A 15047-nucleotide genomic window follows, 5' to 3' on the forward strand; every position below is an offset into this window, starting at 1 on the left:
ACACCGAAGAGATGTGGCGCGAGATCGAGGCCGGCGGTGGCCGCCCGCTCAACGTTATCGAAGGCCCGCTGATGGACGGCATGAACGTGGTGGGCGACCTGTTCGGCCAGGGCAAGATGTTTTTGCCGCAGGTGGTGAAGAGCGCGCGCGTGATGAAACAGGCCGTGGCGCACCTGCTGCCCTACATCGAGGCCGAGAAGCTGGCCCAGGTGGCGGCGGGCGAAGACGTGAAGCCCAAAGGCAAGATCGTGATCGCCACCGTGAAGGGCGACGTGCACGACATCGGCAAGAACATCGTGACCGTGGTGCTCCAGTGCAACAACTACGAGGTGGTGAACATGGGCGTGATGGTGCCCTGCCACGAGATCCTGGCCATGGCCAAGGCCGAGGGCGCCGACATCGTGGGCCTCTCCGGCCTGATCACGCCCAGCCTGGAAGAAATGCAGTACGTGGCCGGCGAAATGGAGAAGGACGCGCATTTCCGCGAGAAGCAGATCCCGCTGCTGATCGGCGGCGCCACCTGCAGCCGCGTGCACACCGCGGTGAAGATCGCGCCGCACTACAGCGGCCCGGTGGTCTATGTGCCTGATGCGTCGCGCAGCGTGGGTGTGGCGCAGGGGCTGCTCTCCGACCAGGCCGCGCAGTACATCGCCGAACTTACCGCCGACTACGACAAGGTGCGCACCCAGCACGCCAACAAGAAACAGGTGCCGCTGTGGCCGCTGGCCCAGGCGCGGGCCAACAAGACGCCCATCGACTGGAGCGCCTTCGAGCCGAAGAAACCCCGCTTCATCGGCAAGCGCGTGTTCAAGAACTTCGACCTGAACGAGATCGTGAAGTACATCGACTGGGCGCCGTTCTTCCAGACCTGGGACCTGGCCGGACCGTTCCCCGAGATCCTCAAGGACGAGGTGGTGGGCGAAGAAGCACGGCGCGTGTTCAGCGACGGCAAGCGCATGCTGCAGCGCCTGATCGAAGGCCGCTGGCTCAGCGCCAGCGCGGTGGTGGGCCTGTACCCCGCCAACAGCGTGAACGACGACGACATCGAGCTCTACACCGACGAGAGCCGCAGCGAGGTGGCGCTCACCTGGCACGGCTTGCGACAGCAGACGGAGCGTTTTGAGGTTGACGGCGTGATGCGGCCCAGCCGATGCCTGGCCGACTTCGTGGCGCCCAAGGGTGTTGCGAACGACTACGTGGGCGTGTTCGCCGTCACCGCGGGCCTGGGCGTGGAGAAGAAAGAGAAGCAGTTCATCGACGACCACGACGACTACTCCGCCATCATGCTCAAGGCCCTCGCAGACCGCATGGCCGAGGGTCTGGCCGAGTGCCTGCACCACCGCGTGCGCACCGACCTCTGGGGCTACGCGGCCGACGAGGTGCTGAGCAACGAGGAACTCATCAAGGAAAAGTACCAGGGCATCCGCCCGGCGCCGGGTTACCCCGCGTGCCCGGACCACTCGGTCAAGCGCCCCATGTTCGACCTGCTGCAGTGCGAAGACATCGGCATGGCGCTGACCGAAAGCCTGGCCATGACACCGGCCGCCAGCGTGAGCGGCTTCTACCTGGGTCACCCCGAGAGCACCTATTTCAACGTCGGCAAGATCGGCGACGACCAGGTGGCCGATCTCGCGCGGCGCAGCGCGGTGGCGGAGAAGGAACTGCAGCGGTGGTTGGCGCCGAACCTGTAGGCCTGTTTCAACTCCGCTTGGAACCGAATGCGATCCTGCGGGTCAGCTTTCGGGAACCCTTTCGTTCCTCCTCAACGGACTTCAAACACATGAACGCACTCAACAACCTGTTCAACCAACCCCGCCTTGGCGTGATCCTGCTTCGCTGGACCCTGGCCATCTTGATGATCTTCCACGGCTGGGCGAAGGTGACGGGCGGCGTGAGTGGCATTGAGGGCATGCTGGTGGCCAAGGGCCTGCCGGGCGTGCTCGCGTATGGCGCTTATCTGGGTGAGTTCATCGCGCCGCTGTTCCTGCTCGCGGGCGTGTGGGTGGTGCCTGCCGCGCTTGTGATCGCCATCAACATGGCGTTTGCCGTGGGCCTGGCGCACTCGACCCACTTCATGGACATCACCAACACCGGCGGCTGGCGCCTGGAGCTGCAGGCGTTCCTCTTCTTCACCGCGCTGGTGGTGGCGTTCACCAACAGGTTGGGCCCCAACAAGGGCTGAGGCCCGCCTGCGAAATCGCACGTCAGAACCGTTCGGGCTGAGCCTGTCGAAGCCCAGCGAGCGCAAGCACTTCGACAGGCTCAGTGCGAACGGGGTCTGGCGAAACGCACGTGGTTCGGCTTCAAATGTTCATGATCGAAACAGCGCGCGCGTTCAGGTAGGCGTCCATCGCCTCCGGCCCGCCCTCGGAGCCGTAGCCCGAGTCCTTGAGGCCGCCGAACGGCATTTCGGCCGAGGGCATGGCGGGCATGTTGACCCACAGCATGCCCACCTCGACGCGGCGCGCCAGCAGGTCGGCGTTCTTCAATGAGCTCGTGAAGGCGTAGCCGGCCAGGCCGTAGGGCAGGCGGTTGGCTTCGGCGATGGCCTCGTCCAGCGTCTTGAAGCTGCGCACCGCGGCCATCGGGCCAAAGGGCTCGTCGTTGAACACACGCGCATCCAGCGGCACGTCGGTCAGGATGGTGGGTTGCCAGAAGTTGCCCGTCTCGCCGATGCGCTCGCCGCCCGAGGCCAGCGTGGCGCCGCGCTCCACAGCATCTTTGGTGAACTCGGCCATGGCCGTCACACGGCGCGGGTTGGCCAGCGGGCCCATCTGCGTGCCTTCGGTGGAGCCGTCGCCCACCGCCAGGCCGGCGGCGTGTTTCACCAGCGCCGCCGAGAACTCTTTCGCGATGCTCTCGTGCACCAGGAAACGCGTGGGGGAGATGCAGACCTGTCCGGCGTTGCGGAACTTCGCGCCACCGGCGGTCTTCACGGCCAGCGCGACGTCGGCATCTTCCGCCACGATCACCGGCGCGTGCCCGCCCAGCTCCATGGTCACGCGCTTCATGTGCTGACCCGCCAGCGCGGCGAGCTGCTTGCCCACCGGCGTGGAGCCGGTGAAGGTGATCTTGCGGATGACCGGGTGCGCGATCAGGTAGCTGGAGATCTCGGCTGGTGTGCCGTAGACCAGGCCGAGCACACCCGGTGGCAGGCCGGCGTCGGCGAAGGCGCGCACCAGCTCGGCCGGCGCTGCCGGGGTTTCTTCGGGCGCTTTCACGATCATGGAGCAGCCCGTGGCCAACGCCGCGGCCAGCTTGCGCACGACCTGGTTGATGGGGAAGTTCCAGGGCGTGAACGCGGCCACCGGACCCACCGGGTCTTTCAGCACCATCTGACGAATGGCAAGGTTGCCACGCGAGGGCACGATGCGGCCGTAGACGCGCAGGCCTTCGTCGGCGAACCATTCAATGATGTCGGCGGCGGCCATGGCCTCGCCCTTGGCTTCGGCCAGCGGTTTGCCCTGCTCCTGCGTCAACAGCGCGGCAATGGCACCAGCACGCTCGCGCATCAGGCCGGCGGCGGCGCGCATGATCTTCGCCCGCTCGATGGGGGCCTTGTCGCGCCAGGTCTCGAAACCCTTTTGCGCCGCTTCCAGCGCGAGGTCCAGGTCGGCTTTGCGCGCATGGGCCACGCGCCCGATTTCCTGGCCGGTGGCCGGATTGAACACGGCGAGCGTCTCGCCAGCGGCGGCCTCGCGCCATTGGCCGTGAATGAAGAGTTGGGTGTTGGGATAAGTCATGTCGGTCTCCTGCTTGGAAAGGGCGAAACCGGAAACCATACCAGTTGCTTCATGGCAGACCGATGTCAGGGACTTCGGGCCGGCCGCCACTATCAGGCGCCGGTCTTTTTCAATACCCGTCGGTACTGCACCGCTTCTGCCAGGTGGGTGGCACTCACGCCGTTGGCGCCCGCCAGATCGGCGATGGTGCGCGCCACGCGCAGCGCGCGGTGCGTGCCTCGCGCGCTCCAGCCCAGGCGGGCGGCGGTGGTGTGCAGGAACTGGAGCGCGGCGGGCTCGGCCAGGGCGTGCTGGTCCAGCGCCCGGCCCGCCAATGCCTGGTTGGCCATGCCCTGTCTTGCTTGCGCCCGCTCGCGTGCGGCGACCACACGCTCACGCACGGCTGCGCTGGATTCGCCCATGCGGTGGGTCAGCAGGTGCTCGGGCGGCAAGGCAGGCACTTCCACATGCAGATCAATGCGGTCGAGCAGCGGGCCGCTGAGCTTGCCCTGGTAGCGCAACACCTGGTCGGGCGTGCAGCGGCAGGCCTGGGTGGGGTGGCCCAGAAAACCGCAGGGGCAGGGGTTCATGGCCGCCACCAACTGGAAGCGCGCCGGAAACTCGGTCTGCATGGCGGCGCGCGAGATGCGGATGTGGCCGCTCTCCAGTGGCTCGCGCAGGGCTTCGAGTGCGGCGCGGGGGAACTCGGGCAGTTCGTCCAGGAACAGCACGCCGTGGTGGGCGAGCGAAATTTCGCCCGGCCGAGGCGGCGAGCCGCCGCCCACCAGCGCCACGGCGCTGGCGCTGTGGTGCGGCGCGCAGGTGGGGCGCTGGCCCCACCGCTCCAGCTCGAACCGCCCGGCGAGGGAGGCCACGGCCGCCGATTCGAGTGCTTCGAGCGTGCTCATGGGCGGCAGCAAGCCCGCAAAACGGTGGGCCAGCATGGATTTGCCCGAGCCGGGCGGCCCCAGCATCAGCAGGCTGTGTCCGCCGGCCGCGGCAATCTCCAGTGCGCGTCGGGCTGCCGCCTGGCCTTTGACATCTGCCAGATCGGTATACCGCTCGGTGTGGGCGATGGTCTGGGCGCTCAGGCGCGCCCAGCCGCCGTCGTCGGGTGGCTCGGGCGCCGCTGCACTTTCGGGTGCGAAGCGGGCGATCACATCCAGCAGATGGCGTGCCCGGTACACACGGGCCTGCGGCACCAGCGCGGCTTCTTCGGCGCTGCCCGGTGGCAGCACGAGGCGGGAGGTGGTGGCATCGGGGCCGGCGTCGCGGTGCAGGGCCAGGCTCATGGCGAGCGCGCCACGCACCGGGCGCAGTTCGCCACCGAGCGACAACTCGCCAGCGAACTCCCAGTCGGCCAGGCGCGCCGCGCTGATCTGGCCGCTGGCCGCTAGGATGCCGAGCGCAATCGGCAGGTCGAAACGGCCAGAGTCCTTGGGCAGGTCGGCCGGCGCCAGGTTCACGGTGATGCGTTTGTTGGACGGGAACTCCAGCCCGGCGTTGGCGATGGCCGAGCGCACGCGTTCGCGCGCTTCCTTCACCTCGGTGTCGGCCAGGCCCACCAGCGTGAAGCTGGGCAGACCGTTGGCCAGGTGAACTTCGACCTGCACGGGCCGCGCGTCCAGGCCGAGCAGGGCGCGGCTGCGCACCAAAGACAGACTCATCTCAATTTACTCCCTGTTTCGGTGCATGATTTCCGCCATGCTTGGGGTCAGGCGGCATTTCGGGCGAGCACCTGTTTGGTGCGCACCCGGAGGGTGCAGGCCAGTGCGGGGGGTGGAGGGTGCGTTCGATGGTTTTGCACACCTGTTCACCCACGCGCCGGCCACTGTAGTGCTCACTGGACCAACAAACCCCACCGGGTAGGGAGTCACGAAGTTGGCATATTCCCTGCTAGGTCCTGTAAGCGATTGATTCGAAGCGTGGTTTTCCATGCGGCAGTCAGCTCACCGTGATTGGTTTGCTCCCGGGCATACCGAACTCGTTTCACCTCCCGGTGTCGGCCATCCGGTCTCATCACCCTCCTGTTCAAGAAGAGGAATAGCAGCATGAAAATGGTTTCAGCCATCATCAAGCCGTTCAAACTGGACGAAGTGCGTGAAGCACTCTCCGGCATGGGCGTCCAAGGCATCACCGTGACCGAAGTCAAGGGCTTCGGCCGTCAGAAGGGCCACACCGAGCTGTACCGCGGCGCGGAGTACGTGGTCGACTTCCTGCCCAAGGTCAAGATCGAAGCAGCCGTGTCTGACGACCTGGTCGATCGTGTGATCGAAGCCATCGAAGGTGCCGCGCGCACCGGCAAGATCGGCGACGGCAAGATTTTCGTCACCTCGCTCGAACAGGTGGTTCGCATCCGCACCGGCGAGACCGGCAAAGAAGCGCTCTGATCATCGCCACTGAACAAGAAAGATCACAGACATGAAAAAACTGATTGCAACCCTGCTGTTGGGTGCAGGCCTGGCTTTTGCCGGCCTCAACGCCACCGCGCAGACCACGACCGAAGCACCTCCGGCTGCCGTGACCGCGCCCGCGGCCGCTGCGCCTGCCGCAGAAGCACCGGCACCCGCTGCTGCTGCTCCCGCTGCTGCTGCACCGGCCGAAGCGCCAGCTGCTGCAGAAGCCGCCCCTGCCCCCACGCCCAACAAGGGTGACACCGCCTGGATGATGGTCTCCACCCTGCTGGTTGTCTTCATGACGGTTCCTGGCCTGGCCCTGTTCTACGGCGGCCTGGTCCGCAGCAAGAACATGCTGTCGGTGCTGATGCAGGTCATGGTGGTCTTCTCGTTGATCGTGGTGCTGTGGGTCGTTTACGGCTACAGCCTGGCGTTCACCGAGGGTAATGCCTTCATCGGCAGCTTTGACCGCTTGTTCTTGAGTGGAACCTGGGACAACGTGGCCGGCACCTTCACGCCCGCCGCCACCTTCAGCAAGGGTGTCGTGATCCCCGAGATCGTGTTTGCCGCTTTCCAGGCCACCTTTGCCGGCATCACCTGCGCGCTGATCGTGGGCGCGTTCGCCGAGCGCATGAAGTTCTCCGCCGTGCTGCTCTTCAGCGCCCTGTGGTTCACCTTCAGCTACACCCCGATCGCCCACATGGTCTGGTACTGGATGGGTCCTGACGCCTACACAGGCGCCGACGTGGTGGACTCCATGAACAGCAAGGCTGGCTACATCTGGCAGATGGGCGCCCTGGACTTCGCTGGCGGCACCGTGGTGCACATCAATGCGGCTGTGGCCGGTCTGGTGGGTGCCTTCATGGTGGGCAAGCGTCTGGGTTATGGCAAGGAATCGATGGCGCCTCACAGCCTGACGCTGACCATGGTCGGTGCGTCCATGCTGTGGGTGGGCTGGTTCGGTTTCAACGCCGGCTCGGCTCTGGAAGCCAACGGCTTCGCCGCCCTGGCATTCATCAACACGATGGCCGCCACCGCAGCCGCGGTGCTGGCATGGTGCATTGGTGAGGCGTTGGGCAAAGGCAAGGCTTCCATGCTGGGTGCAGCGTCCGGCGCTGTGGCTGGCCTGGTCGCCATCACGCCCGCCGCCGGCAACGTCGGCGTGGGTGGTGCTCTGGTCATTGGCCTGATTGCTGGTTTCGCCTGCCTCTGGGGCGTCAATGGCCTCAAGAAGATGCTGGGTGCGGACGACTCGCTGGACGTGTTCGGTGTGCACGGCGTGGGCGGCATTGTGGGCGCGCTGCTGACCGGCGTGTTCAATTCACCCAACCTGGGTGGCCCGAGCCTGGTGGCCGACTGGACCACCGTGGCCATGGTGGCCCCCGAGGCTTACAACATTGCCGGCCAGGTGTGGACACAGGCCAAGGCCGTGCTGATCACCATCGTGTGGTCGGGTGTCGTCTCCTTCATCGCGTTCAAGGTGGTGGACCTGACCGTGGGTCTGCGCGTCTCGGAAGAAGCCGAGCGCGAAGGTCTGGACATCACCGCTCACGGCGAAACGGCCTACAACCGTTAAGCCCGGCAGGTCTCACCGCGCGGTTCGGTCCGTTCTTCACGGAAGGTCCCCACCGCGCAGTTGTTGAGAATCTCCTGTGGAAGTTGAACCCGCGTTGCCGCCCGGCACGCGGGTTTTTTTGCACCTGTGAGTTCTTTATAGTTACAGGCCCATCAACACGACATCCGGGAGAATTCATGATTCCAGCGCTTTTGCTCCGCACCCTGGTGGCTGCAACCGCCAGCTTCTGCCTGATTGCTCATGCTGCCACGCCAGGTAGCGACACCGGCGCCCAGCGCAAATCCACCTCGGTCACCTTCCACAAGTCGCCGTCCGAAGAAAGTCCGGTGGCGCGTGAGAAGCGCCTCAAGCGCGAATGCAAGGGCCGGTCGAATGCCGGCATGTGCATGGGCTACACGAGATAAAAAGTGGCCCCCAGGGGCTGATCCGGCTTGGGGCGGCCCTGCGGCGGATCGCGGCCCGTTTGCAGCGGACCGTGCAAAAAAATCAAAGTCTGGCCGGAGATCGGCGACTACCATCGATTGGATGCAAGCCAGCACCATCGAAGATCCCAGCCATCTGATCGACCAGATCACCGAAGCCGCCGCTGCCCGCAGGCCCTTGCGCATCGTCGGCGGCAACACGAAATCGTTTTACGGCACGCCGAACGACGGCGACGCGCTCTCAACCACCGACTGGACCGGCATCGTCAGCTACGAACCCACCGAACTGGTGATCACCGTGCGAGCCGGCACGCCGCTGGTCGAGGTGGAGGCGCTGCTGGCCGAGCAGGGCCAGTGTTTTCCATTCGAACCACCGCGCTTCGGCCCGGGCGGCACCGTGGGGGGCATGGTGGCCGCGGGCCTGGCTGGCCCGGCGCGGGCCAGCGCCGGCTCGGTGCGCGACTACGTGCTGGGCGCACGCTTCATCAACGGCCGCGGCGAGCTGCTCACCTTCGGTGGCCAGGTCATGAAGAACGTGGCGGGTTACGACGTCAGCCGCGTCATGGCCGGATCGATGGGCACGCTGGGCGTGATCAGTGAAGTGAGCTTGAAGGTGCTGCCGGTGGCGCTGGCCGAAGCCACGCTGATCTTCTCCCTCAGTCAGCATGAAGCCCTGGAGCAACTGCACCGCTGGGGCGGACAGCCGCTGCCGATCAATGCGTCTTGTTGGGTGAAGGACGACACCCAGCCCGACGCACCCGAGCTGTTGTTTGTGCGCCTGCGTGGCGCGGTGGCTGCGGTGGAGGCGGCCTGCGAACGCATGGCGCGCGAGGCCGGCGGCACGCGCATGGACAACGCGCAAGCCGGCCCCGACTGGGAGGCCTGCCGCGACCAGCGCATGCCGTTCTTCAATGCGCCGTCGCCCGAGCTGTGCCTGTGGCGCCTCTCGGTGCCGCAGACGGCGCCGGTGCTGGCGTTGCCGCATGCGCAGTTCATTGAGTGGCAGGGCGCGCAGCGCTGGTTGTGGGCGCCGGCCTCGGCGGGTGCCGAGTTGCGGGCAGCGGCAAGCGCTGTCAACGGACACGCCACCCTGTTTCGTGCCGGAGCCGATGGCGCTCCCGGCGTGCCGCGTTTTCAAAGCCAGAGCGCGGCACTGCAAAGCATCCAGGCCCGCCTCCTCGAATCATTTGACCCCGCCGGCATCTTCAACCCCGGCCGTATGGGCTGACTCCCTATGCAAACCCAGCTCTCCCCCGAATACCAGCAGCGCGCCGACGGCCGCGCGGCAGAAGCCATCCTGCGCAAGTGCGTGCACTGCGGTTTTTGCACCGCCACCTGCCCCACCTACCAACTGCTGGGCGACGAGCTCGATGGCCCGCGTGGGCGCATCTACCTGATGAAGCAGGTGCTTGAAGGCGCCGAGCCCACGCGCAAGACGCAGATGCATCTGGACCGTTGCCTCACCTGCCGCAACTGCGAAACCACCTGCCCCAGCGGCGTGGACTACGGCCACCTGATCGACATCGGCCGCAAGCTGGTGGATGAAAAAGTGCCGCGCCCGGCGGCCGAGAAAACCATGCGCTGGCTGCTCAAGGAGGGCCTGCCTTCACCGCTTTTCGGTCCGGCCATGAAGCTCGGCCAGCTGGTGCGCCCGCTGCTGCCGGCCTCGTTGCAGAGCAAGGTGCCTGCCCCCCGTGCCGCTGGCCAGTTGCCCACCCGCACCCACGCGCGCCGTGTGCTGCTGCTGGCGGGCTGCGTGCAGCCGGCCATGATGCCGAGCATCCACAGCGCCACCGCGCGCGTGCTGGACGCTGCCGGCATCCAGGGCGTGCTGGCGCCGGCCGCGGGCTGTTGCGGTGCGGTGAAGTTCCACCTCAACGACCAGGACGGCGGCATGGCCCAGATGCGCACCAACATCGATGCGTGGTGGCCCCTGATCGATGGCGCCAACGGTGTCGAAGCCATCGTGATGAACGCCTCGGGCTGCGGCGTGACGGTGAAGGAATACGGCCACATCCTGAAGGACGACCCGGCCTACGCCACGAAGGCCGCGCGCATCAGCGAAATCACGCAGGACCTCAGCGAGCTGCTGCCTGCGCTCGTGCCCGCGCTGCGACCCTTGCTCAAACGCAAGCCCGACGCTTCGCGCGTGATCGCCTTCCACCCACCCTGCACCCTGCAGCACGGCCAGAAGCTCAAGGGCGGTGTGGAGCAGCACCTGGCCGCGCTCGGCTTCACCGTGCAGGTGGCCAAAAACGAAGCGCACCTGTGCTGCGGCTCGGCCGGCACGTATTCGGTGCTCAACCCGGAGATCGCCTACGAGCTGCGCGACCGCAAGCTCGGGCACCTGGGTGAACTCCAGCCCAGCGTGATCACCAGCGCCAACATCGGCTGCATCACGCATCTGCAGAGCGGCACCACCACACCGGTGCGCCACTGGGTCGAGATACTCGACGAAGCGCTGGCCACTTGAACCGCCTCAAACCGTGATCCCTGCGCTGGCCACCCTGCTCGTTTTTCAGTTGCTGGGCGAAGCGCTTGTGCTCGCCACGGGTGCGCCGGTCCCCGGACCGGTGGCGGGCCTGGCCATGTTGCTCTTCACGCTGGTGCTGTGGCCCTCGGTGCTGGGCGCCATCAAGCCCACAGCGCAAACCCTGTTGCAGCACCTGTCGTTGCTCTTCGTGCCGGCCGGTGTGGGCGTCATGTTGCACCTGCAGCGCCTGGGCGACGAGGCCCTGGCGATCGGCGTGGCGCTGGTCGTGAGCACCCTGGTGGGGCTGGCCAGCGCCGCCCTCACCATGACCTGGCTGATGAAGCGCATACAGCGCACGCAGCCATGAACCCCACGTTGCCCCTGCCCGGTGCGCTCGCCGACATCTGGGTCTATCTCTCGGCCACGCCGCTGCTGGGTCTGACGCTCACGCTGCTGGTCTATCACGGTGCTTTCCTGCTCTACCAGCGCAGCGGCTTCAATCCGCTGGCCAACCCGGTGGCCATCGCGGTGCTGGTGCTGGCCACGTTGCTCTGGGCCACGGGCACGCCCTACGCCACGTATTTCGAAGGCGCGCAGTTCGTGCACTTCCTGCTCGGGCCGGCCACGGTGGCGCTGTCCATTCCGCTGTTTGAACAGCTCGCGCGCCTGAAGCGCTTGTGGCTGCCCATCCTGGGCGCGCTGGTGGTGGGCACGCTGGCGGCCACCGTCACCGCCATCGGTGTGGGTTGGGCGCTGGGCGCGTCCAAGGCCACGCTGGCGTCGCTGGCGCCCAAGTCGGTCACCAGCCCGGTGGCGATGGGCATCGCCGAAAAGATCGGTGGCATTCCTTCGCTCACTGCGGTGTTGGTGGCGGCCACCGGCATCATTGGCGCGGCCAGCGCGCGCTTCCTGTTCGATGCCTTGCGCATCCGGGACCCGATCGTGCGCGGCTTCGCGCTGGGCACCGCCGCGCACGGCATCGGCACCGCGCGGGCGTTTCAGGTGAGCGAAGAAATGGGTGCCTTCGCGGGCTTGGCCATGGGGCTGTCGGCCTTGTTCAGCGCGGTGGCGCTGCCGCTGGTGGCGGGCCTGTTGCTGAGATGGATCTGAGCCTGCCCCCACGCTCCGCCGCTGCGCGGGTCGCTGCCCCCCAGGGGGGTTGATCCGGCTTGGGGCGGCCCGGCGCCGGATCTAGCTCAAAGCGGCCTCGATATCTGTCGCCAGCTTCTCCGGCGCATCCTGCGGCGCATAGCGCTTGATCACCCGCCCGTCCTTGCCCACGAGAAACTTGGTGAAGTTCCATTTGATGGCCTTGCTGCCCAGCAGCCCGGGCGCCTCGGCCGTGAGCCATTGGTAGAGCGGGTGGGCCTCGGCGCCATTGACGTCGATCTTCTCCATCATGGGAAATGTCACGCCGAAGTTGAGCTGGCAGAAGCTGGCGATCTCGTCGTTGCTGCCGGGGTCCTGGCTGCCGAACTGGTTGCACGGAAAACCCAGCACCACGAGCCCGCGTTCGCCGTAGGTCTTGTGCAGCTTTTCCAGTCCGCCGAACTGGGGCGTGAAGCCGCAGGCGCTGGCGGTATTGACGATCAGCATGGGCTTGCCCTTGAACTGCGCGAGGGAAACCGGCTTGCCGTCGATGGACAAGGCTTCAAAGTCGTGAATGCTGGACATGGGGGTCTCCGTTGATCAAAGGTGGGGTGAAAGTTAGGGCCGGATCCGTGATCGTTGCCGCGCCACAGGTGTCGCATTTCAAATGACAGATGAACGGGAGACAGCGTACTCTCTTGCAAAAAAGGCATACTCATCAAGGTCTTACAGCGTCAACCAACATTCTCAGCGGGCGGGGCAAATCGATGGTGGCAGCATATTCGGTGGCGCTGGTGGGCTTCACGCAAGCCGAATCCGCCACGTTCGAGTCCTTCTTCCGCATGGCCGCGCGCCGCCCGCCCAGCTACATGGTGCAGGACGAAGTGATGGACGCCCAGATCCTGATCGTCAATGCCGACAACACCCAGGCCCTGCACCTGGTTCGTGATGCCGAACTGCCCGGCAAGATTCTGCTGGTGGGCCAGTCCGATGGCGGCACCGGCTGGCCTTTGCAGCGCAAACCCGTCAAGTTGGTCGCTGTGCTCAATGAGCTGGACGTCATCGTCGGCGTGCGCCCTTCGGCCCTGGCAGAAAAGCGGGCACTCGGCAGCGGCTTCATGGCCACTCGGCCTTATGAAAATTCCCAGTTGCAAGGGCTGCACGCGAGCATGCGGCTGGCCAGCGGCCGCCTCTCCGCGCCGGACCATGTGCCTCCAGTGGCCTATCGCGCCGGCGCTGACCGCAGCTTCTCGGCCACCCAGCCAACTGAAGAGCAACCTCCCCCCATGGCGCCGGCCGTGAGCGCGCGCCGGCGCCGCTCGTCCGACACCGAGTTCCCGCCGACCCGGCCCATGGAGCGCGACGAGCTGCGGTCCCTGGCGGCTGCGGCGCCAAAAGCACCGGTGGCAGCGCCACGCGCCGCCGCGGCCAATCGCCAGGGCACCATGCGCCTGACCGACTTCGGTGGCCTGGACGATCTGCCGTCGCCGTCCGCGCCGCGTTCCACCCGCGCACCGCGCTCCCGGATCAGCCCCGACAAGGCCGCGGTGCCCGACGTGGCGCGCGGCGACATGCTGCTGGTGGCCGAGAGTCTCGTGGAAGGCCGCATCCTGCTCAAACGATTCAAGCGCTACGGCCTGACCATCGACTGGTCGCGCGAAGCGGTGCAGGCGCTCGTGATGCTCAAGGCCAACCCGTACCGGCTGGTGGTGATCGACCGCCTCAAGGGCGAGCCCGACGCCAACCAGATCTGCCGTTCCGCCAAACAGACCAAGGGCCCGAAAGGCGCGCCGGTGGTGATCATGTTCGCGCCCACCGCCGGCAGCATGGACCGCATGAAGGCCGGTCTTGCCGGCAGCGACGCCTACCTGTCGCGTTCGGTGAGCGAGGGCGATCTGTACAAGGTGCTGGCGCAGCACCGATTGGTCAGCCTGGACGGCTTCGCACCCACGAACGTGGGTTTTTGACGCTTCGAAGCGTGACCCGAACCGTGTGAAGTAACGCAAACCCAGAACACCGCGGAGCCGGCTTTGCCGGGCCGCAGGTGTTGCCCCTTGGGGGGTGACGCACCGCAGGTGCGGCGCGGGGGGAGTACCAGCCCTTAGCCGTGCAGGTCGTCGCGCCGGGCGATCTCCAAGAGCCGCTCCAATTCGTGAGGATGCGTGCGCTGGTTGTGGCGGTGCCACAGCGCGATCAGGGCCATGAAGCCGGCCACCAGCAAACCGAACGCGGTGATGGCTGCAAAGGCCGACCAGCCCATGCCGGTGTAGAAGCTGTAGAGCGCACCCAGTGTGAGGATGCAGGCCTGCTCGTTGAAGTTCTGCACCGCGATCGAGCGGCCCGCGCCCATGAGGTTGTGGCCGCGGTGCTGCAGCAAGGCGTTCATGGGCACCACCAGGAAACCACCCAGGCCACCCAGCAGCACCAGAAAGGGCGCTGCCACCCACACGTTGTCGATGAAATTCATGAGGATCACGAGCACGCCCATGGCAATGCCCAGCGGCATCACACGCGTGGCCTGGTCCAGCCGCATGCGCATCGACGCCACCACCGCACCCACCGCGGTGCCCAGCGCCACCACGCCCACCAGCGATGACGCCTGCGTGGTGCCATAGCCCAGCGCCGCACCGGCCCACGCCAGCACGATGTAGCGCAGGTTGCCCGACACGCCCCAGAACAGCGTGGTGGTGGCCAGCGAGATCTGGCCCAGGCGGTCGCGCCACAGGCGGCTGTTGCAGCGCCAGAAATCGGGGAGCAAAGCCCAGGGATTCGTGGGCATGGGCCGGGGCGTCACACCGGTGAGCGGAATGCGGGTGTTGAACCAGGCCGCCAGCATGTAGACCAGCATCAGCGCAGCCACCGCAGCTTGCGCGGGGTGGTGGATGCCGGTGTGAAAGCCGGGGATGTCGATTGCCAGCAAGTGGGTTGATATCCACGGGCTGACCAGCTGGCCACCCAGCAGCACGCCCAGGATGATGGAAGCGATGGTCAGGCCTTCGATCCAGCCGTTGGCCTTGACCAGCTGCGACGGTGGCAGCAGCTCGGTGAGGATGCCGTATTTGGCCGGCGAGTAAGCTGCCGCGCCCAGGCCCACGAGCGTGTAGGCCAGCAGTGGGTGCACGCCGGTGAGCATGAGCAGGCAGCCCACCACCTTGATGGCGTTGCTGATGAACATGACCCGGCCTTTGGGGCGCGCGTCGGCGAAGGCACCCACAAAGGGCGCCAGCACCACGTAGAACAGGGCAAACATGGGAACCAGGGCGGCGCTTTGCCACTCGGGCGCACCACGCGTGCGCAGCAGTTCGATGGCGGCCACGAACAGCGCGTTGTCCGCCAGCGAACTGAAGAACTGCGCCGTCATGATGGTGT

Annotated in this window: 14 protein-coding genes; 10 read left to right on the forward strand and 4 right to left on the reverse strand. The window is 66.5% G+C overall.

The features are described from left to right. Both IV113_RS25080 and IV113_RS25085 read left to right on the forward strand, forming a co-directional pair. Positions 1-1691: vitamin B12 dependent-methionine synthase activation domain-containing protein (locus IV113_RS25080; protein ID WP_291091006.1), on the forward strand; the 1691-nt coding region annotated here is incomplete at its 5' end. An 89-nt stretch (positions 1692-1780) separates the two neighbouring features. Then, the gene (locus IV113_RS25085) at positions 1781-2182 is read left to right on the forward strand and encodes a DoxX family protein (RefSeq protein ID WP_291091007.1); all 402 of its coding nucleotides are present in this window, start codon (positions 1781-1783) and stop codon (positions 2180-2182) included. Positions 2183-2303: 121 nt separating this feature from the next. On the opposite strand, the gene IV113_RS25090 is transcribed toward IV113_RS25085, so the two are convergent. Beyond that, on the reverse strand, positions 2304-3743 hold the full coding sequence (locus IV113_RS25090) for an NAD-dependent succinate-semialdehyde dehydrogenase (RefSeq protein ID WP_291091009.1): 1440 nt from the start codon (positions 3741-3743) through the stop codon (positions 2304-2306). Positions 3744-3835: 92 nt separating this feature from the next. Next, positions 3836-5389 carry a YifB family Mg chelatase-like AAA ATPase gene (locus IV113_RS25095; protein ID WP_291091011.1) on the reverse strand — a complete coding sequence of 518 codons (1554 nt, stop codon included), beginning with the start codon at positions 5387-5389 and terminating at the stop codon, positions 3836-3838. Between the two features lie 384 nt (positions 5390-5773). Here IV113_RS25095 and glnK point away from each other — a divergent pair, with 384 nt between their 5' ends. From glnK to IV113_RS25130, 7 genes are all read left to right on the forward strand, one after another. Then, positions 5774-6112: a P-II family nitrogen regulator gene (gene glnK / locus IV113_RS25100; RefSeq protein WP_056264790.1), complete on the forward strand. Its 339-nt coding sequence runs from the start codon at positions 5774-5776 to the stop codon at positions 6110-6112. Between the two features lie 31 nt (positions 6113-6143). Then, positions 6144-7694: an ammonium transporter gene (amt, locus tag IV113_RS25105; protein WP_291091015.1), complete on the forward strand. Its 1551-nt coding sequence runs from the start codon at positions 6144-6146 to the stop codon at positions 7692-7694. Positions 7695-7870: 176 nt separating this feature from the next. Continuing rightward, the gene (locus IV113_RS25110; RefSeq protein WP_291091017.1) at positions 7871-8098 is read left to right on the forward strand and encodes a hypothetical protein; all 228 of its coding nucleotides are present in this window, start codon (positions 7871-7873) and stop codon (positions 8096-8098) included. Between the two features lie 121 nt (positions 8099-8219). Continuing rightward, positions 8220-9344, forward strand: a complete 1125-nt coding sequence (gene glcE, locus IV113_RS25115) for a glycolate oxidase subunit GlcE (protein ID WP_291091019.1) — start codon at positions 8220-8222, stop codon at positions 9342-9344. 6 nt (positions 9345-9350) lie between these two features. Next, complete coding sequence (glcF, locus tag IV113_RS25120) at positions 9351-10589, forward strand: glycolate oxidase subunit GlcF (RefSeq protein ID WP_291091021.1); 1239 nt, start codon at positions 9351-9353, stop codon at positions 10587-10589. A gap of 13 nt (positions 10590-10602) precedes the next feature. After that, a complete protein-coding gene (locus IV113_RS25125) occupies positions 10603-10956 on the forward strand; it encodes a CidA/LrgA family protein (RefSeq protein ID WP_291091022.1) in 354 nt (117 codons plus the stop codon). Further along, complete coding sequence (locus IV113_RS25130) at positions 10953-11699, forward strand: LrgB family protein (RefSeq protein WP_291091023.1); 747 nt, start codon at positions 10953-10955, stop codon at positions 11697-11699. The genes IV113_RS25125 and IV113_RS25130 overlap by 4 nt, the downstream gene beginning before the upstream one ends. Positions 11700-11780: 81 nt before the next feature. Here the strand turns inward: IV113_RS25130 and IV113_RS25135 are convergent, their stop codons facing one another. Continuing rightward, the gene (locus tag IV113_RS25135) at positions 11781-12263 is read right to left on the reverse strand and encodes a glutathione peroxidase (RefSeq protein WP_291091025.1); all 483 of its coding nucleotides are present in this window, start codon (positions 12261-12263) and stop codon (positions 11781-11783) included. 182 nt (positions 12264-12445) lie between these two features. On the opposite strand from IV113_RS25135, the gene IV113_RS25140 reads away from it, so the two are divergent. Further along, on the forward strand, positions 12446-13645 hold the full coding sequence (locus IV113_RS25140; RefSeq protein WP_291091027.1) for a hypothetical protein: 1200 nt from the start codon (positions 12446-12448) through the stop codon (positions 13643-13645). Positions 13646-13779: 134 nt separating this feature from the next. Here IV113_RS25140 and lplT read toward each other — a convergent pair. Continuing rightward, positions 13780-15047: lysophospholipid transporter LplT (gene lplT / locus IV113_RS25145; protein WP_291091029.1), on the reverse strand; the 1268-nt coding region annotated here is incomplete at its 5' end.

Source organism: Hydrogenophaga sp. (assembly GCF_018780385.1).
Taxonomy (GTDB): Bacteria; Pseudomonadota; Gammaproteobacteria; order Burkholderiales; family Burkholderiaceae_C; genus Hydrogenophaga.